We start from the raw sequence: 22,998 nt of genomic DNA, 5'->3' as shown, positions 1-22,998 counted from the left end.
TCAGCTCTTTTCGATCAGGGCGGTCAGCTCGGGCACACGCCAGCAGGCGGCCCGGGTTTCGCCGTACGGCTGGAGGGTCTGCTCCTGCGACCGGCAGGTGTCGGTCACGAAGGGGCAGCGGGCGGCGAGGGCGCAACCGGTGGCGGCGTCGGCCTCGTCGAGGTCCTTGACCAGCTGGACGTCCGCGGTGCGGGTCTCACCCAGCCGCGGTGCGCTGCCCAGCAGGGCACGGGTGTACGGGTGCTTGGGGCGGTCGAAGACCTCGTCGACCGGCCCCTCCTCGACCACCCGGCCGAGGTAGAGCACGACGACCCGGTCGGCGAAGCCGCGCACGGTGGCCAGGTCGTGCGAGATGAACACCGAGCCGTGGCCGGCGTCCGAGGCGACGTCGGCGATGACGTCGAGGATCTGGGCCTGCACGGTGACGTCGAGGGCGCTGGTGGGCTCGTCGAAGACGATCAGGTCGGGCCGGCCGACCAGGGCCCGGGCGATGCCGATGCGCTGGGCCTGGCCGCCCGAGAGCTCGTGCGGGAGCCGGGTCAGGATCGAGGGGTCGAGCTCCATACGGCCCAGCGCCGCCTCGACCCGTTGTGCACGCTCCTTGGCGGGCACCTTGGCCGCGCGCAACGGTTCGGCGATGGAGTCCCCGACCGTACGGCGGGGGCTCAGCGAGCCGATCGGGTCCTGGAACACCATCTGGGCCCGGGTCCGTTCGGCGCGGCTCTGCTTGCGGACGCCCTTGCCGGCCACCTCGACGCTGCCCTCGGACGGCTCGACCAGGCCCATGATGAGCTTGGCCAGGGTGCTCTTGCCGCAGCCGCTCTCCCCGACCACGCCCAGCGTCTCGCCGGCCCGCAGCTCCAGGCTGACGCCACGCAACGCGTGGTGCCCACCCGACCCGAACCGGCTGCGATAGACGACGTGCGCGTCCTCGATCTTCAGGACCACATCGCCCGGCTCCGTGGCAGCCGTCGTCAGGTCGGCGGCGATGGCCTCGGCCAGCGGCGTCTCCTGGGGGTGGAAGCACGCCAGAGACCAGTCGCCGTCGAGCATTGTCGTCTCGGGGCGCGTGCTGCGGCAGTCGTCGGTTGCGTGGGCGCAACGCGGCGCGAACGGGCAGTCGTGCGGCGCCGCGGTCATCAGCGGCATGCCGCCCGCCGTGGCCACCACACGACCGCCGCCGACGTCGGGGACCGAGCGCAGCAGCGCCCGGGTGTAGGGGTGGGCCGGCTCGCGCAGCACCTTGGCCGCCGGGCCGCTCTCGACGACCGTGCCCGCATAGAGCACCACGACCCGGTCGCACACCTCGGCGATCGAGGCCAGGTCGTGCGAGATGAGCAGCACGCCCCGGCCGTCGGTGTCGGCCGCGTGCCGGAACTGGCGCAGGATCTCGCGGGTCAGCGTCACGTCGAGGCCGGTGGTCGGCTCGTCGGCGATCAGCAGCCCGGGCGCGCAGCCGGTGGCGAGCGAGATCATCACGCGCTGGGCCATGCCACCCGACAGCTCGTGCGGATAGGCCTCCAGCCGCCGCGCCGGGTTGCGGATGCCGACCGCCGCGAACAGTTCCTTGGCCGTCTCGGCGGCGCGATCGCCCTTCATGTCCTGGTGCGTGACCAGGCGGTCGATCAACTGCCGTCCCACCGTACGGGTGGGGCTGAGCGCTCCCCGGGGGTTCTGGAAGCAGATCGCGGCTCCGCTCCCCCGGTGCCGGGCCAGGTCGGCCGCGTCCATGCGGAGCACGTCGGCGCCGTCGAAGCCGACCCGCCCGGTGGCGTGCGAACCCGAGGGCAGCATGCCGACGATCGCCCGGGCGACCATGCTCTTGCCGCCGCCGCTCTCGCCGACCAGCCCGACCACTTCGCCGGGGGCGACCGAGAAACTGACGTTGCTGAGCGCCGCGACCTGACGGCCGGGCCGGTGGATGACCACCGAGAGGTCCTGGATGTCGAGCATGGTCACCGCCTGTTCGCGAGTGATCGTTTCGGAGGGCACGGTCACCGCCTCTTCGCGTCCGCGCGTTCCTGCAGGCCCTCGCCGAGCAGGCTGAAGCCGAGGACGCAGACGAGCAGGGCCAGGCCGGGCGGCACCGAGGTCCACCAGCGACCGGCGACGACATCGGACGTGCCGAGGCTGATCATCGAGCCCCACTCGGCGGTGGGCACCGTGACGCCCAGGCCGAGGAACGACAGGCCGGCCAGCGTGAGCATGGCCCATCCGCAGTTCAGGGGCGCGATGACCCGTACGGGGGTCAGGCTGTTGGGCAGCAGATGCCGCCACATGATCCCGATCGTGGACGCGCCCGAGGTCTTGGCCGCGTCGATGTACTGCATCTCGCGCAGCGTGCGCACCTCGGCCCGCACCAGCCGGGCGTAGGCCGGGGCGTTGACCGCGGCGATCGTGACGACCAGGTTGAAGAACCCGCCGCCGAGCAGTGCGCTGACCGCCAGGGCCAGGATGAACGTGGGGAACGCCTGGAAGATGTCGACGATGCGCATCAGCACGTCGTCGACCCAGCCGCCCAGATAGCCGGCGAGCAGGCCCAGCAGCGTGCCGACCACCACCGCCAGCGCGACCGCCAGCACGGCGATGCCCAGGTCGAGGCGGGCGGCGTGCAGCACCCGGCTCCACACGTCCATGCCGTTGCCGTCGGTGCCGAGCAGGTGTTCCCCGCCGGGCGCGGCCAGGGTGCCGGACGGGTCGATCTCGGTCGGCCCCCACCTGGTCAGGAGCGGGGCCAGCAGGGCGGCCAGCGCGGCCACGACCAGGATGCCGCTGCCCACGTAGATGAGGACCTTGGCGAAGCGGCCGTCCCGGTTGCTGGAGACGACCGGTGCCATCTCGATCGCGGCCATCAGATTTTCACTCTCGGGTCGAGCCAGGCGTGCACGACGTCGGCGATGAGGAAGACCAGGACATAGGCGAACGCGATGATCAGCACGGACGCCTGCACGACCGGGTAGTCGCGGTAGAGCAGCCCACGCAGCGCCCACTGGCCGAAGCCCTGCCACGAGTAGACGTACTCGACCAGCACGGTCGAGCCGAGCGCGGTGCCGAACACGAGCGCGGCCAGCGACGGCAGACGGACGAGGGTCGCCCGCCGCAGATAGCCGCGCAGCAGGGTGCGTTCGGGCAGCCCGTGGGCGGCCGCGGCGGCGTACGCCTCGCTGCGGAGCACTTCCAGGGCCGATGCCCGTACGCTCCGGAGCAGCGGCGCGAGCACGCCGATGACCAGTGTGAGCACCGGCAGCACGAGGTGCGCGGCGGCCGACGAGATGGCCGGCCCGTTGCCCGTGATCAGCGCGTCGACCAGGTCGGCGCCGGTCAGCGGGGTGAGGTCGGCGTCGGGGTCGACGCGGCCGCTGGGGGCCGGGAACCAGCCCAGTGCGGCGTAGCCGACCAGGATCAGCACCAGGCCCAGCCAGAACTCCGGGATCGAGTTGCCGAACAGGGCGAAGATCCGCACGGTGTGGTCGCCGAACCGGTCGGCCCGCCGTGCCGACCAGATGCCCAGCCAGATGGCCAGCAGCACGGCGATCGTGACCGCGATGACCACCAGCTCCAGGGTGGGGCCCAGGCGCAGCGCCATCTCGCCGGTGACCGGCGCCCCACTCTGGATCGAGGTGCCGAAGTCGCCCGTGAACAGGCCGCCCAGGTAGTCCAGGAACTGCTTCCACATGGGCTGGTCGAGGCCGAAGCGGGCGCGCGCGGCGTCCGCATCGGCCTCGGTCGCGTTGGGCCCGAGGATGCTGCGGATCGGGTCACCGGGCAGCACGCGAACCAGCAGGAAGGTCAGCACGACCACCCCGAGCAGAACGGGGATCAGCTGGAGCAGCCGGCGACCGACGAAACGCAGAATTCGCACGGGATCAGGCCGATGCGCTCAGGTAGCGGAGACGCGCTAGGCCGTCCATCGGTTGCACCCAGCCCGCCACCTTCTCGCGTACGGGAAGGTTGAAGTTGGGCTGGCAGATCATCACCGCCGGCACCTCGGCCGCCAGGATCGACTGCACCTGCGACCAGAGCTGCAGGCGGGCCGACTCCTCGACGGTGGTGTGCGACTTGGTGTAGATCTCCTCGAGCTCGGCGTTGTTCAGGTTCGCGTAGTTGAGCGCCGCGCCCTTCACATAGAACGTCGCCAGCATGTACTCGACGTCGTTGACCCAGAGCTGACCCGTGGTGATCTGCAGCGGGATGCTCTTCTGGGTGCGGCGCTCGCCCAGCGTCGCCGGGTCGAGCGGGGTCAGCTTGAGCGTGATGCCCGCCTTGGCCGCCTCGGCCTGCACCTGCACGGCGATCTTCTGCTGCTCGTCGTTGTTGGCCTCGAACACCAGCTCCGAGTTGACCGCGGTCTTGCCCGAGGCCGCCAGGGCCGCCTTGGCCTGCTCGATGTCGTAGGTGAACGGGTAGCCGGTCTCGGCGTAGCCGGGCATGTCCAGCGGCACGTAGCTCTTCACGGGTCGGGCGTCACCGCCGTACACGTTCTTGATGATCTGCTCGTAGGGCACCGCGAAGGCCAGGGCCTTGCGCACGTTGACGTCGTCGAACGGCGCCGTGGTGACCGACATCGTCATCATGACCTGGTTGTTGCTGGCCGCCGAGAGCACCTTGACGCCCTCGACCTTCTTCAGGTCCTGCAGGTCCTGGCCGGTGATGCCGAGCGCGATGTCGATGTCGCCCGCCTGCAGCTGAAGGCGCTGGTTGGCCGCGGCCGGCACGACCGAGAGCCGGATGGTCGGGGTCTTGGCGCCGTCGGTGCCCGGGTAGGCCTTGTTCGCGCTGAGCTCGATCTCCTGGCCCTGGGTGGCCTTGGTGACGTTGAAGTAGCCACCGGTCGGCGCGTTCTTGGCGAACCACTCCTTGGCCCACGGGTCGGCGTCGGTGGCGTGCTTCTTGGCCTCGACCGAGTCGAAGACGTAGAGCGAGATGGCCTGGATCTGCTTGGTCAGGGCGCTCGGGAACTCCTGGTGGAACTCGACCGTGTAGTCGTCCTTGACGATGACCTGCTCGGGCTTGGTCAGGCCGATGGTGCGGTAGATGCCGGCGACGTTGGCCTGGGCCGCGAACGCGCGGTCCTTCGACCACTTGACGTCGGCCGCCTTCATCTCGTTGCCGCTGGGGAACATGACGCCCTTGCGCAGCTTCAGCGTCCAGATCTTCTGGGTGCTGTCCGGCTCGAACGACTCGGCGAACGTGGGGGTGATGTTCGCGGTGTCCAGGATCTCGCTGTCGCCGGCCTTGGTGACCCCGTAGTCGATCATGTAGGGGTACACGTTCTTGAACAGCATCAGCGCGGTCAGGTCGAAGCCCACGAAGTCCTGGTCCCAGCTGGAGAGATAGCTGGAGACGGCGATCCGCAGGGTGGTCGCGGCGGGTCCGGCCGACGCGCTGGAGTCCGGGTTGTCCTTGCTGCCGGCGGCGCAGGCGCCGGTCGTCATCAGAAGCGCCACGCTGCCACCGAGCTGGAGCAGGCCGCGACGGGAAATGTTTGGCGGAGCCATGGGTGGTCCTCCTCGAGCCGAACGGCTGGCGACCCAAAGGGCCGTGAACGGAGTTCTACCGGATAACGTGAGAGTGAACAAGAGCCTGCCTGTTGTTCACAGCCAAGCTGAAACCATTCGTCTCACAGCCTGTCCGAACGGCCGATGACCAGCGCGAAAAGAGTTCACACGCGTTCACACAGCCGATACAAACTCCTGTTCACGGTAAATCGTGAGCGGGCCCCGGCATGGCGGGTCGGCAAAGTGTCATACCCCGGGCCGACACTGGTGGCATGACCCGGATCGCCCACGTCGACCTCGACGCGATGTTCGCCGCCGTCGAGCAGCGCGACAAGGTGTCGCTGCGCGGCCGTCCGGTCATCGTCGGCGGGGTGGCCGGGCGCGGGGTCGTCTCCACCGCTTCCTACGAGGCTCGCCGCTTCGGGGCCCGTTCGGCCATGCCCACCGCCGAGGCCCGGCGGCGCTGCCCACCCGGCACGGCCTTCCTGTCGCCGCGCTTCGCGGCCTACCGCAAGACCAGCGAGGTCGTCATGGCCCTGCTGGCCGAGGTGTCCCCGCTGGTCGAGCAGGTCTCGATCGACGAGGCCTACCTCGACCTGGCCGCCGCCGGCCACCACGACCTGTCCGTCCCCGGTGTCACCGCGCTGGCCGAGCAGATCAGGGCGGCCATCGCCGAGGCCACCGGCGGGGTGACCGCCTCGATCGGCGTCGGCTCCTCGAAGCTCGTCGCCAAGATCGGCTCCGATCTCCACAAGCCCGACGGCCTGACCGTCGCCGCCCCCGGCGAGGAACAGGCGCTGCTGCGTCCCCTGCCGGTGACCAGGCTGCCCGGCGTCGGCCCGGCCACCGCCGAGCGGTTGCGCCGCGCCACCGTGCACACCATCGGCGACCTCGCCCGCGTCGACCTGGCCGACCTGATCGACTGGTTCGGCCAGGCCCACGGGTCCGGCCTGTTCCGGCTGGCCCGGGCCGACGACACCCGTCCGGTGGTCGGCGAGCGTGAGGCCAAGTCGGTCTCGGCCGAAGAGACGTTCGACGTCGACCTCACCGACCGCGCCCGTCTCAACGCCGAGATCGACCTGCTGGCCACGCGGGTCGGGGGCCGCCTGCGGTCGGGTGGCCTGTCCGCCCGCACGATCACCATCAAGGTCCGCCACCACGACTTCACCACGATCACCCGCTCGGCCACCCGGGCCCAGCCCACCGACGACCCGCGGCTGGTCGCCCAGTTCGCCCGCCGCCTGCTGGCCGAGGTCGACACGTCGGCCGGCATCCGCCTGCTCGGGGTCGGCGCCACCACCCTGGCCGACTTCGTGCAGGACGACCTGTTCGGCACCCAGACCCCCACCGACGACCAGCCGGCGGCCGGTGACATCCTCGCCGGGGTCGGGCCGGGCGGCGGCGCACCCGGCGGTGTCCGGCCGGGCGAGGCGCGGTCAGGCGAGGTCGGGCCGGGCGAGGCGCAATCAGGCGGAGTCGAGCCGGGCGAGGCGCGGTCAGGCGGGATCGGGCCAGGCGAAGTGGGGTCGAGTGAGGTCGGGCCGGGTGACGCCGTCGCGGGCCAGCCCTCCCCCGAGCCGGTTCAGCCGTCCCGGCCCGAGTCGGCGTCCGGCGGCTGGCGCCCCGGGCAGGACGTCCACCACGACGCCCACGGTGCCGGCTGGGTGTGGGGCAGCGGCCGCGGCCGGGTCACCGTTCGGTTCGAGGGCCCGTCCACCCCGCCCGGTCCCGTGCACACGTTCGCGGTTGACGATCCCGCGCTGCGCCCCGCCGATCCCCCCGACTGGCGGGTCGTAGCGTCCGTTTCGTAGGTAGGTCCCGCCAAGGCCACGAGACTGGAGGGTCGTTGCGCCCGTCTCGTAGTTGGGCCTCGCTGCAGCCCTGCCGTGGCCGCGAAACCGGAGGGTCGTTGCGCCCGTTTCGTGAGTGGGTCCCGTCGCAGCCGCACCGTGGCCACGAAACTGAAGGGTCGTTGCGGCTGTTTCGTGAGTGGACCTCGCCGCAGCCGCGGGACAGGTGTCGGCGTCGTGAACGAGCGCGAGATCCACCCGTCGTCGGCGAGGGTGACACCCCCGATCGCGTGACCCGCAGGGCGCGGGAGAGTAGCCTTCGCTCCAACGAACCACGTCGGGTTCCCGGTCCTGTCCGCTTGGGCTGTCTTCTCGGCACCCGCCCGCGGCCGTGGGTGGGTCAGATCGAAGCGATCCTGAGCCTGGAGGACCCCCATGCGCGACCCCTTTGAACGCACCCTCGTCGACATCCATCCCGGCCCCCGAACGGGTGATCTCGTCGTCATCATGATCGCCGGCGAGGTCGACGCCGACAACTGCGCCGAGCTGCGCCGCCGGGTGGTCGAACTGCTCCCCGTCCGACCGGGGAAGCGGGTGGTTCTCGATCTCGGCGACCTCACCTTCATCGGCTCAGCCGGCATCCGTGAGCTGCTGTTCTGCCGTGACACGGCCGAGCGGCACGGCTACCGGCTCGAGATCGGCCGGGCCCACGACAACGTCGTCCAGATCCTGACCATCGCCGGCGTCCTGGAGCTGTTCGATTTCACCGCCGCAACCACCCTGAAAGGGACGCCCGGGGTGCTGTGACACCGGTGGCACCGGACGTAGGGTGGGTCCGATGTCCGACCACCCTGATCAGCACAGTGATCTGTCGTCGCCGGCTGGGGCGCCGCCGGTGGTCACGGCGGTGTTCGATCAGCTGCCGATGATGGTGGTGGCGACCGAGGGCCCCGATCACCGGATCGTGGCCGCGACCGACGCCTACCGCACCTACACCGACCGTCCGCGGCTGATCGGCGCCCGGATGCGTGACGTGTTCGCCGAGGTCCTGGGGCAGCAGCCGTTCCAGGCCTTCGACAAGGTCTACGATTCCGGCCGGCCGCTGTTCCTGCCCGACTTCCGGGCCGAGATGGTGCTGCCCCACGCCGGCGGCCTGGTCGAGTTCTTCGTCGACCTCAACTACGCCCCCCGGTTCGGGTCGCGGGGCGAAGTGGTCGGTGTGACCGCCGTGATGGTCGACGTGACCGAGCGGGTGCGTCAGCGGCAGGCCGCGCAGCGGCGCACGGACGAGGCCGAACGCCGTTTCGAGCACGCCCGCGAGATGATCAACGCGCTGCAGCGGCAGCTGCTCCCGGCCGGCGTGCCGGTGCTGCCCGGCCTGCAGATAGCGGCGAGTTATCTGCTGGCCGACAGCGACACCGCGGCCGGGGGCGACTGGTTCGACGCGCTGGTGCTGCCCGGCGGCCGGTGCGCGCTGATCGTCGGCGACGTGGTCGGGCACGGCGTCGCCGCCTCCGCGGCCATGGGGCAGCTCCGCGTCCTGCTGGCCGAACGACTCACCGCCGGCCCGGAGACCGACGCCGACCTGCCGGGCAAACGACTCACCGCCAACCCGGAGACCGACGCCGAACTGCCGGACAAACGACTCACCGCCGGCCCGGACATCGGCGCCGTGTTGCGGGCCGTCGACCGCGCCGCCACCCGCATACCCGGCGCCGCCTCGGCCACCGTCTGCGTGGTCGTCCTCGACCCGGTCACCGGAGACCTGCGGTACTGCACCGCCGGTCACCCGCCACCGCTGCTGGTGCCGGTCGGCGAGCCCGCCCGCTATCTGCCGCCCAGCGGCGCCGGCCCGCTGGGCGTCGGCGGAACGTTCACCGCCGAGCACGTCGGCGCCGACCGGCTGGACGACGGGGATCTGCTCCTGCTCTACACCGACGGCATCCTGGAACGCCCGGACCGCGACCTGGCCGCGAGCACCGTCGAACTGGCCCAGGCCGCGGGCGACATCGTCGGCGACCGGGCCATGCGCCTCGACACCGCCTCCCCGGCCGAGCGGGTCTGCACCCAGACACTGGAGATCCTGACCCGCATCTCGGGCTACCGCGACGACATCACCCTGCTGGCCGGGCAACGGGTCGCCCCGCCGGCCGACCTGAGCGTGGACTTCAGCGTCGACCAGCAGTGGCCGGCCGAGATCCGCAAACGCCTCCAGACGTGGCTGAACGGCTTCCGGGTGAACCGGCACGACAGCTACGCGCTCGTGCACGCGGTGGTGGAGCTGGTCACCAACTCCATGGACCACGCCTATCTCGACTCCGCCGGCCCGCACCTGTGCCGGGTGACCGCGTGCCTGCTCGGCTCGGGCGAGGTCCGGCTCCAGGTCTCCGACCGGGGCCGCTGGCGGGCGCCGGCGCCCTCGCCCGATCGGGGTCTCGGCCTGCAGATCACCGCGGAGCTGGTCGACACGCTGCACATCGACCACGACGACCAGGGGACCACCACTACCGTGTCGCTACGGCTGAACCGGCCCGCCCGCCTGTTCACCGCCGGCGACGTGACCTGGAAACCCGCACCGGTGGCGACCGGGCAGAATCTTCCGCTGCTGGTTCTCGACCAGCCCTCGGCTCCGGGCCCGCGGATCCGCGTCGAGGGCCCGGTCGACGCGACAACCGTGGCCGAGTTCCACCGGGGCATCCGCACGGCCGGTTCCACCGGAGCCCGCCCGCTGACGGTCGACCTGACCGGCGTCACGCACCTGGCCAGCGCGGGCGTCGCCGCCCTGCACCAGCTGGACGCCCTGCACCGCGGCAACACCACCGAGCTGATCCTCTTCGCACCGGCCGGCAGCACCGCCGACATGGTGCTGACGCTCGTCGCCCTGGCTCACCGCACCGAAGACCCGGACTACCCCATCCAGCGGTAGCGGCGCTGGGGGCGACCGGCCGACCCGTACCGGAGCCGCACCTCGGCCTTTCCGGCCGTGACGAAATGCTCCAGGTAGCGGCGGGTGCTGACCCGCGACAGGCCGATCCGCTCGGCGCACTCGGCCGCCGACAGGTCGCCGTCGCTGGCTCGCATGGCCTCCGCGATCAGCAACGACGTGTCGGCGGTGAGACCCTTGGGCAGCGGCGCGGCGGCGGTGCGCAAGGCCACGAACAGGTCGTCGACATCGGCCTGGTCCACGTCGGTCGTCTCGGCCAGACGCTCGTAGGCGGCGGCGTAACGCTCGAGGCGGTCGCGCAGCACGTCGAACGTGAACGGCTTGAGGAGGTAGTGCACGACGCCCCCGTGCAGGGCCGAGCGGACCGTCTGCACGTCGCGGGCCGCGGTCACGGCCAGCACGTCGGGGCCGTCGCCGCCCGAGCGCAGGCGTTTCAGCACCTCCAGGCCGCTGAGGTCGGGCAGATAGATGTCGAGCAGGACCAGGTCGGGCCGCAGCTCGGCGACCTGGGCCAGCGCGTCGGCGCCGGTGTGGACGGTGCCGACCGTGCGATAGCCGGGAACCCGGTCGACGTAGCCGCGGTGGATCCGGGCCACCATGAAGTCGTCGTCGACCACCAGCACCCGGATCATGACAGCCCCAGCCGGGCGGTGAACGTCGAGCCGGACACCTCGACCCGGCCGCCCCGGTGGGCGCAGATCAGCCGGATCATCGCCAGGCCCAGGCCGTGATGCCCCTGGGCCTCGTTCTTGGTGGTGTAACCCTGCTGGAAGACCCGCTCGGCCAGGTCGGGGGCGACGCCCGGGCCGCTGTCGGTGACCGTGACGACCACGTCGCCCTCCTCCGCCCGTACGGTGACCGTGATCGCGCCCCCGGGCTGGAGCGCGTCGAAGGCGTTGTCCACGAGATTGCCGACCACCGTGACCAGGTCGGCCGAGAGCCGGTCGCCGACCGGGGGCAGGTCGGTGCCCTCGCCGATCGACAACGTGACCCCCTGCTCGCTCGCCAGGCTGGCCTTGGCGATCAGCAGGGCGGCCAGCGCAGTGTCGCGGACCACCTCGGTCACCTGCCGGTCCAGGCTCTCGTGGAGCTCGCTGGTGCGGGTGATGTAGCGGACCACCTCGTCGTGCTCGCCCAGCTCGACCAGCCCGGCGATGGTGTGCAGCCGGTTGACGAACTCGTGGGCCTGCGCCCGCAGCGTGTCGGTGGTGTGCCGGCTGACGTCGAGCTCGCGGCGCAGCGCGGTCAGCTCGGTGCGGTCGCGCAGGGTCGTCACCGAACCGACGGCCTGGTCGCGCATCACCACCGGCTGCCGGTTGAGCACCACCACCCGGTCGTCGCTGAGCACAACCTGGTCGACGCCGACCGACCTGCCGGTGAGCACGTCGAGCAGGGCCGGTTCCAGGCGCTGCTCCTCCAGCGAGCGGCCGACCACGTCGGGCGGCATGCCGAGCAGCCGGATCGCCTCGTCGTTGGCGAGCGTGACCCGGTGCGCCGAGTCGGTGCCGATGACGCCCTCCTTGATGCCGTGCAGCATCGCCTCGCGGTGCTCGACCAGGCCGGCGATCTCGCGCGGTTCCAGGCCCAGGGTCTGCCGTTTGACCCGGCGGGCCAGCAGCAGCGAGCCGCCGACCCCGAGCCCGATCCCGAGCACGAGATAGGTGAGCAGGTCGGTCACCGCGGTGCCGAGCTGGTCGACCAGGGTCGGGTAGGTGCGCCCGACGATGATCAGCCCGATGAAGCGACCGTCGTCCTCGTCGAGCACCGGGACGTGCGCGGCCAGCGACTTGCCGCCCTCGCTGATCACGCCGACCCACGACCGTCCGGTGAGGCCGGTGCTGGCCCCCATCGGCGCCGCCCGGCCGGCGTCGGGACCGGTCACGATCGTTCCGGCGGCGTCGGTCACCATCACGTACGAGGCTCCGGACACGGCCCGGGCGCTCTCGGCGACCGTCTCCAGGGCTTCGCGGCCGAGCGGGTTGTCCAGCCCCAGGCGTACGGTCCGGTTGATCGCGGTGTTCTCGCCGACCGAGCGCAGGCGTTCGCCCTCGACGCGCCGGAACGACGTGTCGGCCTCGGCGATCGACACCGCGGCCACCGCGAGCACGACCAGGAGGACGATCGCCAGTTGCAGGAGCAGCAACTGGCCGGCGAACGACAGTCGATGCCGCACGTGGTTCCTCCTCGCCAGGTGTGGGACAGTCCACAGCAAAGTGTTTCCGGGCGGTGAACGCAAGGGGGTGCCGGGTGCGACGGCGTACGGTGCTGGGACTGGCCCTGGCGGCCACCGTCGGCGCGTGCGCACAACCCGGCGACGACCTGCGCATCATGGTCCCCAATCCGCCGGGCAGCGGCTATGACATCACGGCCCGGGTGCTGGCCCGCGCGCTCGACGCGTCGGGGGTGGCGCGCGGCGTCGAGGTGTTCAACCTGCCCGGCGCGAGTGGCGTGGTCGGGCTGCGCCGGCTGACCTACGAGCGCGGCAACAGCCACCTGGCCATGCTGATGGGCCTGGGACTGGTCGGCGCCGAACTGGCCACGGGTCAGCCGCCGGTGCTGGCGAAAACCACACCCGTGTGCCGCCTCGTGCAGGAGCCGGCGATCGTCGTGGTCAGACGCGATTCCCCGTACGGGGATCTGCACGCGCTCGTGGAAGCCTGGCGGGCCGACAAGACGCTGCGGGTCGGCGGTGGCTCGGCGGTCGGCGGCCCCGACCATCTGGCCGCGATGCTGATCGCCGAGGCGGTCGGCCTCGAACCGGTCCGGGTCGCCTACACCCGGCACGACGGCGGCGGCGACCTGCTGGCCGCGATCCTGAACCGTGAGGTGGACTTCGCGATGTCGGGGCTGAGCGAATACACCGACCAGATCGAGTCGGGTCAGCTGCGGGCCCTCGCCGTGACCAGCGAGCGTACGGTCGGCCGGGTGGCGGTGCCGACCGTACGCTCCGCCGGGTTCGACGTGGTCGTCAACAACTGGCGCGGGCTGGTCGCCCCGCCCGGGTTGCCGGCGGCCGACGCCGAGGGGATCCGGTCGATGTTCGCGGCGGTGGATGCGTCCGCCGAGTGGGCCGGGGCCCGCGACCGGTTCGGGTGGACCGGGGCGTTCCTGACCGGTGGGGACTTCAGCCGGTTCATCGAGGACGAGAGTCGTCGGGTCGCTCGTGTCCTCAGCCGGCTGGGCGTCGCCGGTCGCGCCTGATCCACCCGTACGGCGCAATCGTCCTGTGCTCTTTGATCTTGCGCTCTTTGAACATGCGCTCTGCGAGCTTGCGCTGCCGTCGGCGCTCGATCGACGTCCGCTCAATCGTCCTCCGCGAACGTCAGGCGCTTCGACTCGGCGGGCCGGCCCCGGAGCCGCGCCACGATACGCGGCAGATAGGGCACCAGCAACGCCACCACGACCAGCGCGAGCAGGATCGCGGTGAGCGGCCGCGAGACGAAGACGGTCAGGTCACCGTTCGACAGCACGAGGGCCCGGCGGAACTGCAGCTCCATCATCGGCCCGAGGATCAGACCCAGGATCACCGGCGCGATCGGGAAGTCGAAGTGCCGCATGCCGAAGCCGATCACCCCGATCCCGTACGCGATGAAGACCTGGTTGACGCTGCCCGTCGACGCGTAGACACCGAGCGTGGCGAAGACCAGGATCCCGGCGTACAGGATGGGTCTCGGGATCTGCAGCACCTTGACCCACACCCGGATCAGGGGCAGGTTCAGGGCGAGCAGCAGCACGTTGCCGACGTAGAGCGAGGCGATCAGCGCCCACACCAGCTCGGGCGAGTTGTCGAACAGCTGCGGGCCGGGCTGCAGGTTGAAGATCTGGAACGCGGCCAGCATCACGGCGGCCGTGGCCGAGGTCGGGATGCCGAGGGTCAGCAGCGGCACCAGCACACCGGAGAACGCCGCGTTGTTGGCGGCCTCGGGACCGGCGACGCCCTCGATGGCCCCCTTGCCGAACTGTTCCCGGTTCTTCGAGCGGTGTTTCTCGTACGTGTACGACAGGAACGTGGGCACGTCGGCGCCCCCGGAGGGCAGGGCGCCGAACGGGAACCCGACCGCGGTGCCGCGCAGCCACGGGGCCCACGAGCGCCGCCAGTCGTCGCGGCTCATCCACGACTTGTGGTTGCCGGCGCCGGATTCCAGCGGTGTCACGTGCTCGGGCAGGTGGTGCATCCGGCTGGCCACGAACAGGGTCTCGCCGATCGCGAACAGGCCGACGATCACCACCACCACGTCGATGCCCTCGAGCAGCTCCATCGTGCCGAACGTGAACCGGGCCTGCCCGGTCAGCCCGTCGATGCCGATCACACCGAGGAACAAACCGAAGATCAACGACAGCAGACCCCGTACGAGGGAACGCCCGACGAGCGCGGTGACGGCGACCATGGCCAGCAACGCCAGGGCGAAATAGTCCGCGGCCCGGAACGTCGTCGCGAGTTTCGCCACCGGCTGGGCGAACAGGCTGAGCAGCAGGGTCGAGATGGTGCCGGCGACGAACGAGCCGATCGCGGCCGTGGCCAGGGCGGCCTTGGCTCTCCCCCGGCGGGCCATCTGATAGCCCTCGATGGCGGTGGCGACCGAGGCCGACTCGCCCGGGGTGTTGAGCAGGATCGAGGTGGTGGAACCGCCGTACATGGCGCCGTAGTAGATGCCGGCGAACATGATGAACGTGCCGATCGGGTCGTCCAGGCTGAACGTGACCGGCAGCAGCAGGGCGATGGTGAGCGCGGGGCCGATGCCGGGCAGCACCCCGACGAACGTGCCCAGGGTGACGCCGATCGCCGCGTACAGCAGGTATTCCGGGGTCAGGACGGTGCCGAACCCGGAGAGCAGGTCGCCGAAGACGTTCACAGCGGGAACACTCCCGCCGGCAGGAAGATGTCGAGCAGCCGGGTGAAGCCGAGGTAGACGACGACCGGCAGGACGATCGCGACGATCACGTCACGGACGAGGTGACGGCTGCCGAGGATACGCGCGGTCACCACGATGAACAGCGCCGCCGAGACGACGAAGCCCGCGTACTCCAGCGCGATGGCGAGACCGGCCAGAGCAGCCAGCACGCCTCCCGGCGCCAGCCAGCCCGCCTTGGCGGCCGGCGCGTCCCCGTCGTTCTCCTCGTCCTCGGTGGGCGTTTCCGGGTCGATCTCCGGCTCGGCGGTGGCATCGGTCTGGGGCCGCAATTGCATCGCCAGGAACACGGCCGCTGCCACCACCCACGCCACGGTGATCACGACGGGCGCCAGCCTCGGCCCCTGCGCACCGAAGTCGCCGTCGGCCGTCACCGCCGACCACAGCAGAAAGACACCGACGGCGAGGAGGCCGGCGGCGAGCACCACGCCGGTGCGGCGGCTCTGGGTAGCCTGCCGCACCGGCTCGGACCCTGCCGACATCTAGCCCAGCCCGATGTCGGTCAGGACGCTGGTGATGCGCTCGTTCTCGGCGGTGAAGTAGGCCGCCGCCTCGTCGCCGCTCTTGTAGAAGTCCTCCCAGCCCTGCGCCTTCATGGCGTCGGTCCAGCCGGACGACGAGTGCAGCTTGTCGATGAACGCGGTGACCGCGGTCTTGTCGGCGTCGCTGATCCCGGGCGGCGCCACGACACCGCGCCAGTTCATCAGTTCGACGTCGAGGCCCTGCTCCTTGATGGTCTTCGCGGGCTTGCCCTCACCCACGTCGACACCGTTGGTGCCGGAGACAGCGAGGGCGCGTACCTTGCCCGCCGAGACGAGATCCTTGAACTCGCTCTGCCCGGACACCGCCGCGGTCAGATCACCCGCGAGCAGGGCCGCTTTCGCCTCGCCGCCTCCGGAGTATGCGACATACTTCATCGCCTTGGGGTCGGCCCCGGCCGCCTTGGCCAGCAGTCCGACCAGGATCTGGTCGGTGCCACCGGCCGAGCCGCCACCCCAGTTGATCGACGCCGGGTTGGCCTTGGCGTCGGCCATGAGCTGCTCCAGCGACGTGTACTTGGAATTGGCCGGGACGACGATGACCTCCTGCTCGGCGGTCAGCGTGGCGATCGGCGTGACCTGGTCGAGCTTGACCGGCGACTTGTTGGCGACCACGCCGCCGACCATCACCAGGCCCATCACCATCAGGTGGTGGGCGTCGCCCTTGTTCTTGGACACGAGCTGGGCCAGGCCGATCGTCCCGGCCGCGCCGGTCACGTTGTAGACCTCGACCGGCTGGTCGAGCAGCTTGCCGTCGGTCATGGTCTTCTGCATGGTGCGGGCGGTCAGGTCCCAGCCGCCGCCGGGCGCGGCCGGCACCATCAGCTGCAGGGTCTTCGACGGATACTCGGCCGAGCCGCCGCCCGCGGTGTCCTTCTGGCACCCGGCGGTCGCGGTGGCCAGGAGCGCCACGGCGGCCGTGGCCGCGAACGTGCGTCTGTTCATGGCGGTCCTCCTCCGGCCGGCGTATAACCGCACCGTTGCGCTTGTGTTGCGCCGATGCTGCTGCCGACCAGTGGCGCACGTCACCCTTACGGTCCTGATGGTCGTTTTGGCCTTTATGGTCGCGGTCTTTGTCGTCGCGGTCTTTGTCGTCGCGGTCGCCGGGCCGGATATCGGTGGCGTGCGGCCCGGCCGCTGGTGAATCGTGTCCCGGTGAGCGACGTTCCCTCTCTCGATCCACCTTTGACGGACGACGTTCCCGATCTCGGGCCTCCGCCGCGGCGCCTCACGGTCGACGCCGGGCAGGTGGGCCGTCTCGTCGCCGAGCAGTTCCCGCAGTGGGCCCACCTGCCGGTGCGGCCGGTGGCGGACGGCGGCTGGGACAACCGGACCTTCCACCTGGGTGACCACATGTCGGTGCGGCTGCCGAGCGCCGCCGAATACGCCCAGGCCGTCGACAAGGAACACCACTGGCTGCCCCGGTTCGCGTCCCGCCTGCCCCAGCCCATCCCGAAGCCGCTGGCCAAAGGCGCACCCGGTCCCGGATACCCGTTTCCGTGGTCGGTCTACGAGTGGCTGGACGGCACACCGGCCACCCCGGCCGCCATCGCCGACCCGGTGCGGTTCGCCCTCGACCTGGCCGAGTTCCTGGCGGCGCTCCGATCCATCGACCCGGCCGGTGGCCCGGGCCCCGGCAAGCACAACTGGTTCCGGGGTGGCACCCTGCGGACCTTCGAGGGCCTGCTGACCGCCGCCCTTGAACGCGAGCTCTCGTCCGTCGTCCCCGACTGCGCCGCGGACTGCGACATCCTCTTCGCCGCCGACCGCGCGAACTCCTTCACTCTGGTCCGTGAGATCTGGGCGGACGCACTCGGCGCGCCCTGGGACGGCGTCCCCTACTGGTTCCACGGCGACGTGGCCGCGGGCAATTTGCTCCTCGACGCCGGGCGGTTGTCGGCCGTCATTGACTTCGGCACGTGTGGCGTCGGGGACCCGGCGTGCGACCTGGCCGTCGCGTGGACGCTGCTGACCGCCGAGGGCCGCCGCGCCTTCCGCGACCGACTCGGCGTCGACGACGCCACGTGGAGACGCGGCCGCGGCTGGGCCCTGTGGAAGTCCCTGGCCGACGACGAGTCGCACGTCGTCGACGTGATCCTCAGCGAGGCCTAGTTCGGTCCGCATACGTCGGTGCCAACGGAGCTCCTAGGGACTTCCCGGAAGCGCAGGCGGGTGGAACGCCTGTTGCCTGGACTCAAGGTGCCCTGTTCGGCGGCGCACAGTGCGCTGATTCCAGGACTCGGACTGCGTTTCTTCCGGGCTCGGAGTGCGCTTCTTCCCGGGCTCGAGATTGTGCCTGTTTCCGGGGCCTCGAAGGAGGACGGCGGTGAGCGGAGAGCACGTCTCGGAACCGCGGCGGGACGGATCGGAGCCGTTGGAGGAGCCGGTCCGGACGGCGATGGAGGCCGGGTTCGGGTACGACTTCTCGGGCGTACGTCTGCACTCCGGCGAGGAGGCGGCCGAGACCGCGCGGTCGATGCGGGCCCGCGCGGTCACGATCGGCTCCGATGTGTATCTGGCCCGGGATGTCCCACCGGCGCCGAAGCTGATCGCCCACGAGCTGGCCCACGTCGTGCAGCAGGGCGGCCGGGCGCCGGCCGGCACGAAGCCGGACCCGGTCGGCGAGCAGGCGGCCGAATCCGCGGCCGAGACGGTGCTGGCCGGGGGCCGGGCCCAGCTCGGGCCGATGACCGTCACCGGGCCGCAGCGCTCACCCGACCCGCCCGGCGGAGGCGGATCGGGACGGCCACCGGCGCTCACTCCGGAAGAGATGTGGACCCAGCTCGTCCAGAGTCAGCGCGGGTTCACGTCGTCCACCAGCGGCGCCGGCGACTCGTACCGCTCGTCACCGGCGACGGTGCCGCCGGGGAGTCTCGCCGTCGACGCGGACGGCAACCCGACGGCCACCGGGGCGCCGCTCGGCAAGGGCTTCGAGACGTACGCCGGAGTGCAGCTCGTCGACGCGGAAGGCCGGCGGGTGGCGGTCGCGGCCGACCATTTCCACGGCAGCGGACCGGACGCCCACGCCGAGGCCCGGTGCGTGCGGGCGCTGGAGACGCACGGACCGGCCCAGCTTCCCGGCGGCAAGCTGATCGTGGTCAGCGACCAGACGATCTGCACGACGTGCCGGGAGCGGCTGATCACGTACGCCCGGAGCCGGGGCCTGACCGTCATCGAACCCCACGAGCCCGTACGGGCCCGGGTCGTCGGCGTCGGCGAGGTGTCCCCCAAGACGGCGAGCCGGTCGTCGACGCGGGCCGGGCGCCCGGCGCTGTCGGTCGTGGCCCGCGAGCCCATCCCGATCGCCCCGCCGAACCCGCCCGCTCCCGCGACCTCGCCGACACCCAAGACCCCACCGTCGCCCCCACCGAACTCGGCGGCACCGCAGGGCACATCGTCGAGCCCGCCCAAGGGCACACCCTCGGCGCCCAAGACCACACCGTCCGCCCCGGCCGCACCCAAGAGCTCACCACCCACACCGGCGACGCCCGAGACAGCACCGGCGACGCCCAAGGGCACGTCGACGGCCGGGGAGCCGACGACGCGTACCGCCAAATCTCTGCCCGCCGACGGCGAGGTGGTCAAGTCGGGCCGGCTGTCAGTGAAGGTCGAGTACGAGGGCGGCCGCGCGAAGGCCCGCGTGACCGGCGTCGACGCCAACGGCCTGCCCCGGGAGGACACCCCCGCCCTGTCCCGCACCCCGAAGGGCTCGGTCGTCGCCAGGACCTTCACCGCCGTGCAGCTCGGGCGCACCCTGCTCGACCTGTACGCGAACGCGTCCGACGAGCAGACCCGGACCACGGTCGAGAAGGTGACCCACCCGCTCCAGTCGTACATGCGGTCCGTGGTCGCCGACGCCGAGGCGGAATTCCTGGCCGGCCACCCCGATCCGGCCCGGCTCGAGGCCTTCGCCGACGTCGAGGCGCTGCGCGGAACGTACGAGAACGAGTGGCGCGGCCTCCGGGTGTACCAGGCCCGGGCCGCCCTGTTGATTGTCGGCCTCGGCCTGATCCCGGTTGACCAGCGCGGACCGGACTGGGACACCGCCCTGGCCCGGGTGGCGCAGGGTGCCGCCGCCCCGCCGCAGAAGGTGGCGTCGTTCCGCTCGTCGGCCGAGAACTACGAGAGCCGCGGCATCGACCTGCTCCAGCAGATCGCCCCCTACCGATCGGGCCTGCCCCAGCTGGCCGACGAGATCGACCGCCGCGCCGAGATGCTCCAGACGATCGCCGGCGACCTGGACGACCTGTTCTGGTCGCTGGCCCTGAGATACCCGATCTTGGAACACGCGTGGCTTCCGCTGCATTCGGAGAGCGCCTTCGTCGGCGACCTGGCCGGCCGGATGAGCGGGTTCGCCCAGGTCGTACGGGCCCGCGACCGCGCCTACACCGCCCTCGACGACCGCCTGTCGGCCGAACTCCACCGCCTGGGCCGCCACATCGACAACCCCGGCCGCGCGATAGCCGAACAACCACCCCGCCCCCGCCCCTAGGCCAGGCGGCAGGTCGGCCGGCAGAGCGAGGCGGGCCGTGGTGGCGACCGTGCGCAGCGCGTACACCTCGCTGATGTCGTCCGTTGTGGCGTCGACCACGCGGCTGCCGCGATGCCAGGCGGTGCGGATCAGGCAAGCTCGGTGCATGAGCAACCGACCCGCGGTCCACCTCGCCATCCCCGTCGACGACCTGCCCGCCGCCCGCGCCTTCTACGGCGGTGTGCTCGGGCTGGCCGAAGGGCGGTCCAGTGATCACTGGGTCGACTGGAACCTGCACGGCCACCAGCTGGTCACGCACGTCGTGCCGGGTCCGGTCCGGCCCGCCGGAGACAGCGAGGTCGACTCCCACGAGGTGCCGATCCCGCACTTCGGCCTGCTGCTGGGCGCGGACGAGTTCCACGCGCTGGCCGCTCGGCTGCGTGACGCCGGCACCACCTTCATGATCGAGCCCTACCTGCGCTTCCCGGGACAGGCCGGCGAGCAGTGGACGATGTTCTTCCGCGACCCGGCCGGCAACGCGCTGGAGTTCAAGGCGTTCCGCGACGAGTCCCAGGTGTTCGCCAAGTGAGCGCAACGAGCGAGACGAGGCGGGTTCTGGTCACCGGCGCCTCGCGGGGCATCGGCCGGGCCATCGCGACCGCCTTCGCCGCCCGGGGCGACCGGGTCGCGATCCACTACGCCACGGCGCGGGCCGACGCCGAGGAGACGCTGCGGGCGCTGGCCGGCGACGGGCACATCCTGGTGGGTGGAGACCTCGGCGATCCGGACGCGGCCCGCGAGGTGGTGCACACCGCCGTACGGGATCTGGGTGGCGTCGACGTGCTGGTCAACAACGCGGCCGTCGCGCCCGGCCCCGGCAACCGGCATCCCGTCGCCACCACGTCGTACGAGGACTGGAACCGCGCCTGGCGCCGGATGGTCGACGTCGACGTGATCGGGGCGGCCAACGTCACGTACGGCGTCGCCTCGCACCTGATCGAACGCGGCGAGCCCGGCAGCATCGTCAACGTCGGCTCGCGCGGCGCCTACCGGGGCGAGCCCGACTACCCGGCGTACGGCGCCGCCAAGGCCGCCCTGCACGCGTTCGGCCAGTCGATGGCGATCGCGCTGGCCCCGTACGGAATCGCCGTCATGTCGGTTGCTCCCGGTTTCATCAGCACCGACCGCCAGCAGGCCACGCTCGACGGCCCGGAGGGCGCCGGCCTGCTCGGCCAGAGCCCGTTCGGCCGCGTCGGCACCCCCGAGGAGGTCGCCGCGGCCGTACTGCACCTCAGTTCCCCGCAGGCGCGCTGGTCCTCCGGCGCCGTCCTCGACCTGAACGGAGCCTCCTACCTGCGGTGATCACCAGCACCGGCCGGTCCGTCCTCGTGGTCGATGATGTCGTTGACCCGCTGGAGGACGTCGATCTGGGCGGCGTTGTGCATCTCGGCGATGCCCTGCAGGACGACCGACCACATGCGCTGGTCGCCCTTTCCGGCGGCGCCCTCCCGGGCCAGGTGGGTCAGGTCGGGGTAGCGGTCGCGTTCGCGGCGGATCTCGGGCGCGTAGCGTTCGGCCAGGCTCCGGCGCTGTTCGTCGGTGGCGTCGTCGGTCAGGGCGGTGAACTCGCGGGCCTCCGCCGAGGGCGGCGTGTCGTGGATCTCGCGCAGGGTGTCCATCATCTGCGGCTCGAAGATGCGTTCGGAGAGCAGCAGGAAGGCGCGGTCGGTGTCGGACAGCTCGGCCGCCGCCTGACCGAACCCCGGGGGCAGGTCGGCCAGTTTGCGGTGCTGCAGGATGGCGGCCAGCTCCTCGCGCATGCGCTGCTGGCGTTCGATGCTCGCCTTCAGCTCGGCGTCGAGGGCACGGAACACCTGGTCCGCGCCCTCGTCCGACTCCTCGATCACGGCGATGTCGGCCAGCGACACCCCCAGATCCACGAGCCGGCGGATCCGCAGCAGCCGGATCAGGTGCGGGATCCGGTAGTTCTTGTATCCGTTGGGCGCCCGCTCGGGCTCCTCCAGCAGGCCGATCCGGTGGTAGTGCCGGACCGTCTTCAGGCTCGTGCCGGCGAGTTCGGCCAGCTCACGGGTGCTCCACCCCAGCTTGATCCGCATCCGGACATTCGACACCGTGCCCCAGGGTCACAGTCAAGCCGGGCCGGCGGCCGGGGCCTCACCGCGGGGTGGGCCGATAGACCAGTTCCTGGGTGCGCCCGTCGAGGGTCCGGCTCTCCAGAAGCTCCAGGTCGAAGTCGCCCGCCCCGCCCAGGATCGGGCTGGTCCCGGTGCGTCCGGAGATCACCGGGAAGATCGTCACCTGCAGGCGGTCGACCAGGCCGGCGGCCATCAGCGCCCAGTTCAGCGACAGGCTGGCCTGCGAGCGCAGCGGAACGTCCGACTCCTGTTTGAGACGCTTCACGATGTCGACGGCGTCCCCGCTCACGATGGTCGCGTCGGGCCAGCCCAGGGTGTCCGTGAGCGTCGAGGAGATCACCGTCGCCGGCGCCCGCAGCGTCCGGACGTTCCACTCGTCGAGCGCGTTGGGATCGATGCCCGAGGCCATGATCTCGGCCGTCTCGCGGAAAGTGGTGGCCCCGAAGACCATCCGCGGGCCGCTGTCGAACAGGGCGGCGCGGTGCGCGAGCAGTTCGGGGCCCTGCTTGCTCCAATATCCGCCCCAGTCGGCGCCCTCGGCGTAGGAGCCGTAGCCGTCGAGCGTGGAGAAGACGTCCCAGGTGTAGGTGGCGGTCATGTCAGTTCCTTTCTCGGTGGGTCTGTCACCTTCTCCACGAAAGGGGATAGCGCCATCCGACAACGGGCCGGCAACTTTCTGCGGGAAATGCG

The 22,998-nt window shown here is 71.3% G+C and carries 20 protein-coding genes; 9 read left to right on the top strand and 11 right to left on the bottom strand.

What is annotated here, in order from left to right; all coding sequences use genetic code 11:
* The 4 genes from JIG36_RS24055 to JIG36_RS24040 are packed head-to-tail and all read right to left on the bottom strand — an operon-like array spanning nucleotide 1 to nucleotide 5,498.
* Nucleotides 1-1,998: an ABC transporter ATP-binding protein gene (locus JIG36_RS24055; RefSeq protein WP_307872889.1), complete on the bottom strand. Its 1,998-nt coding sequence runs from the start codon at nucleotides 1,996-1,998 to the stop codon at nucleotides 1-3.
* Entirely contained in the window at nucleotides 1,995-2,852 is an 858-nt protein-coding gene (locus JIG36_RS24050) for an ABC transporter permease (RefSeq protein ID WP_203378617.1), read from the bottom strand. The genes JIG36_RS24055 and JIG36_RS24050 overlap by 4 nt, the downstream gene beginning before the upstream one ends.
* Nucleotides 2,852-3,862, bottom strand: a complete 1,011-nt coding sequence (locus JIG36_RS24045; protein WP_203378616.1) for an ABC transporter permease — start codon at nucleotides 3,860-3,862, stop codon at nucleotides 2,852-2,854. The genes JIG36_RS24050 and JIG36_RS24045 overlap by 1 nt, the downstream gene beginning before the upstream one ends.
* 4 nt (nucleotides 3,863-3,866) lie before the next feature.
* Complete coding sequence (locus JIG36_RS24040) at nucleotides 3,867-5,498, bottom strand: ABC transporter substrate-binding protein (protein WP_203378615.1); 1,632 nt, start codon at nucleotides 5,496-5,498, stop codon at nucleotides 3,867-3,869.
* Between the two features lie 272 nt (nucleotides 5,499-5,770).
* Between JIG36_RS24040 and JIG36_RS24035 the strand changes: the two genes are divergently transcribed.
* The 3 genes from JIG36_RS24035 (at nucleotide 5,771) to JIG36_RS24025 (ending at nucleotide 10,214) form a co-directional block, all read left to right on the top strand.
* Nucleotides 5,771-7,309, top strand: a complete 1,539-nt coding sequence (locus JIG36_RS24035) for a DNA polymerase IV (protein WP_203378614.1) — start codon at nucleotides 5,771-5,773, stop codon at nucleotides 7,307-7,309.
* A gap of 414 nt (nucleotides 7,310-7,723) precedes the next feature.
* Nucleotides 7,724-8,095: an STAS domain-containing protein gene (locus JIG36_RS24030; protein WP_203378613.1), complete on the top strand. Its 372-nt coding sequence runs from the start codon at nucleotides 7,724-7,726 to the stop codon at nucleotides 8,093-8,095.
* 31 nt (nucleotides 8,096-8,126) lie between these two features.
* Nucleotides 8,127-10,214 (top strand): SpoIIE family protein phosphatase, encoded by a 2,088-nt coding sequence (locus JIG36_RS24025; protein ID WP_203378612.1) that lies wholly within the window; start codon nucleotides 8,127-8,129, stop codon nucleotides 10,212-10,214.
* On the opposite strand, the gene JIG36_RS24020 is transcribed toward JIG36_RS24025, so the two are convergent.
* Together JIG36_RS24020 and JIG36_RS24015 are read right to left on the bottom strand one after the other, a co-directional pair.
* Nucleotides 10,196-10,864 (bottom strand): response regulator, encoded by a 669-nt coding sequence (locus tag JIG36_RS24020; RefSeq protein WP_203378611.1) that lies wholly within the window; start codon nucleotides 10,862-10,864, stop codon nucleotides 10,196-10,198. The two genes, JIG36_RS24025 and JIG36_RS24020, sit on opposite strands and share 19 nt — an antisense overlap.
* The gene (locus JIG36_RS24015) at nucleotides 10,861-12,405 is read right to left on the bottom strand and encodes a sensor histidine kinase (protein ID WP_203378610.1); all 1,545 of its coding nucleotides are present in this window, start codon (nucleotides 12,403-12,405) and stop codon (nucleotides 10,861-10,863) included. The genes JIG36_RS24020 and JIG36_RS24015 overlap by 4 nt, the downstream gene beginning before the upstream one ends.
* 74 nt (nucleotides 12,406-12,479) lie before the next feature.
* On the opposite strand from JIG36_RS24015, the gene JIG36_RS24010 reads away from it, so the two are divergent.
* Nucleotides 12,480-13,433, top strand: a complete 954-nt coding sequence (locus JIG36_RS24010) for a Bug family tripartite tricarboxylate transporter substrate binding protein (protein WP_307872888.1) — start codon at nucleotides 12,480-12,482, stop codon at nucleotides 13,431-13,433.
* Nucleotides 13,434-13,534: 101 nt separating this feature from the next.
* Here the strand turns inward: JIG36_RS24010 and JIG36_RS24005 are convergent, their stop codons facing one another.
* From JIG36_RS24005 to JIG36_RS23995, 3 genes are read right to left on the bottom strand one after another with little or no spacing between them, the layout of a single operon-like run.
* Nucleotides 13,535-15,085: a tripartite tricarboxylate transporter permease gene (locus tag JIG36_RS24005; protein WP_203378609.1), complete on the bottom strand. Its 1,551-nt coding sequence runs from the start codon at nucleotides 15,083-15,085 to the stop codon at nucleotides 13,535-13,537.
* Complete coding sequence (locus JIG36_RS24000) at nucleotides 15,082-15,603, bottom strand: tripartite tricarboxylate transporter TctB family protein (protein ID WP_203378608.1); 522 nt, start codon at nucleotides 15,601-15,603, stop codon at nucleotides 15,082-15,084. The genes JIG36_RS24005 and JIG36_RS24000 overlap by 4 nt, the downstream gene beginning before the upstream one ends.
* Nucleotides 15,604-15,624: 21 nt before the next feature.
* Entirely contained in the window at nucleotides 15,625-16,626 is a 1,002-nt protein-coding gene (locus JIG36_RS23995; protein WP_203378607.1) for a Bug family tripartite tricarboxylate transporter substrate binding protein, read from the bottom strand.
* Nucleotides 16,627-16,696: 70 nt separating this feature from the next.
* On the opposite strand from JIG36_RS23995, the gene JIG36_RS53365 reads away from it, so the two are divergent.
* The 5 genes from JIG36_RS53365 to JIG36_RS23975 all read left to right on the top strand — a co-directional run bounded on the left by JIG36_RS53365 (nucleotide 16,697) and on the right by JIG36_RS23975 (nucleotide 21,514).
* Complete coding sequence (locus JIG36_RS53365) at nucleotides 16,697-16,825, top strand: hypothetical protein (RefSeq protein WP_268919671.1); 129 nt, start codon at nucleotides 16,697-16,699, stop codon at nucleotides 16,823-16,825.
* An 11-nt stretch (nucleotides 16,826-16,836) separates the two neighbouring features.
* Complete coding sequence (locus JIG36_RS23990; protein ID WP_307872887.1) at nucleotides 16,837-17,793, top strand: aminoglycoside phosphotransferase family protein; 957 nt, start codon at nucleotides 16,837-16,839, stop codon at nucleotides 17,791-17,793.
* Nucleotides 17,794-18,007: 214 nt separating this feature from the next.
* Nucleotides 18,008-20,173: an eCIS core domain-containing protein gene (locus JIG36_RS54175; RefSeq protein ID WP_203378605.1), complete on the top strand. Its 2,166-nt coding sequence runs from the start codon at nucleotides 18,008-18,010 to the stop codon at nucleotides 20,171-20,173.
* A gap of 145 nt (nucleotides 20,174-20,318) precedes the next feature.
* Entirely contained in the window at nucleotides 20,319-20,741 is a 423-nt protein-coding gene (locus JIG36_RS23980) for a VOC family protein (RefSeq protein ID WP_203378604.1), read from the top strand.
* The gene (locus JIG36_RS23975) at nucleotides 20,738-21,514 is read left to right on the top strand and encodes an SDR family NAD(P)-dependent oxidoreductase (protein ID WP_203378603.1); all 777 of its coding nucleotides are present in this window, start codon (nucleotides 20,738-20,740) and stop codon (nucleotides 21,512-21,514) included. Before JIG36_RS23980 ends, JIG36_RS23975 begins: the two co-directional genes overlap by 4 nt.
* Here the strand turns inward: JIG36_RS23975 and JIG36_RS23970 are convergent.
* Both JIG36_RS23970 and JIG36_RS23965 read right to left on the bottom strand, forming a co-directional pair.
* Nucleotides 21,502-22,269 carry a MerR family transcriptional regulator gene (locus JIG36_RS23970; RefSeq protein ID WP_203378602.1) on the bottom strand — a complete coding sequence of 256 codons (768 nt, stop codon included), beginning with the start codon at nucleotides 22,267-22,269 and terminating at the stop codon, nucleotides 21,502-21,504. The two genes, JIG36_RS23975 and JIG36_RS23970, sit on opposite strands and share 13 nt — an antisense overlap.
* Nucleotides 22,270-22,327: 58 nt before the next feature.
* The gene (locus JIG36_RS23965; protein ID WP_203378601.1) at nucleotides 22,328-22,906 is read right to left on the bottom strand and encodes a dihydrofolate reductase family protein; all 579 of its coding nucleotides are present in this window, start codon (nucleotides 22,904-22,906) and stop codon (nucleotides 22,328-22,330) included.
* Nucleotides 22,907-22,998: the final 92 nt, after the last annotated feature.

Origin of the sequence: Paractinoplanes ovalisporus (assembly GCF_016834655.1) — a bacterium.
GTDB classification, from domain to species: domain Bacteria; phylum Actinomycetota; class Actinomycetes; order Mycobacteriales; family Micromonosporaceae; genus Actinoplanes; species Actinoplanes ovalisporus.
The sequence above is the reverse complement of the archived record's forward strand: the minus strand, read 5'-3'. Positions and strand labels throughout refer to the sequence as shown.

Bases quoted from the DNA above. Each gene is read 5' to 3' on its own strand.
- JIG36_RS24050 (WP_203378617.1), bottom strand. From the start codon at position 2,852: ATGGCCGCGATCGAGATGGCACCGGTCGTCTCCAGCAACCGGGACGGC.
- JIG36_RS23965 (WP_203378601.1), bottom strand. From the start codon at position 22,906: ATGACCGCCACCTACACCTGGGACGTCTTCTCCACGCTCGACGGCTAC.
- JIG36_RS23995 (WP_203378607.1), bottom strand. From the start codon at position 16,626: ATGAACAGACGCACGTTCGCGGCCACGGCCGCCGTGGCGCTCCTGGCC.
- JIG36_RS24025 (WP_203378612.1), top strand. From the start codon at position 8,127: ATGTCCGACCACCCTGATCAGCACAGTGATCTGTCGTCGCCGGCTGGG.
- JIG36_RS23970 (WP_203378602.1), bottom strand. From the start codon at position 22,269: ATGCGGATCAAGCTGGGGTGGAGCACCCGTGAGCTGGCCGAACTCGCC.
- JIG36_RS23980 (WP_203378604.1), top strand. From the start codon at position 20,319: ATGAGCAACCGACCCGCGGTCCACCTCGCCATCCCCGTCGACGACCTG.
- JIG36_RS24035 (WP_203378614.1), top strand. From the start codon at position 5,771: ATGACCCGGATCGCCCACGTCGACCTCGACGCGATGTTCGCCGCCGTC.
- JIG36_RS24020 (WP_203378611.1), bottom strand. From the start codon at position 10,864: ATGATCCGGGTGCTGGTGGTCGACGACGACTTCATGGTGGCCCGGATC.
- JIG36_RS24030 (WP_203378613.1), top strand. From the start codon at position 7,724: ATGCGCGACCCCTTTGAACGCACCCTCGTCGACATCCATCCCGGCCCC.
- JIG36_RS24040 (WP_203378615.1), bottom strand. From the start codon at position 5,498: ATGGCTCCGCCAAACATTTCCCGTCGCGGCCTGCTCCAGCTCGGTGGC.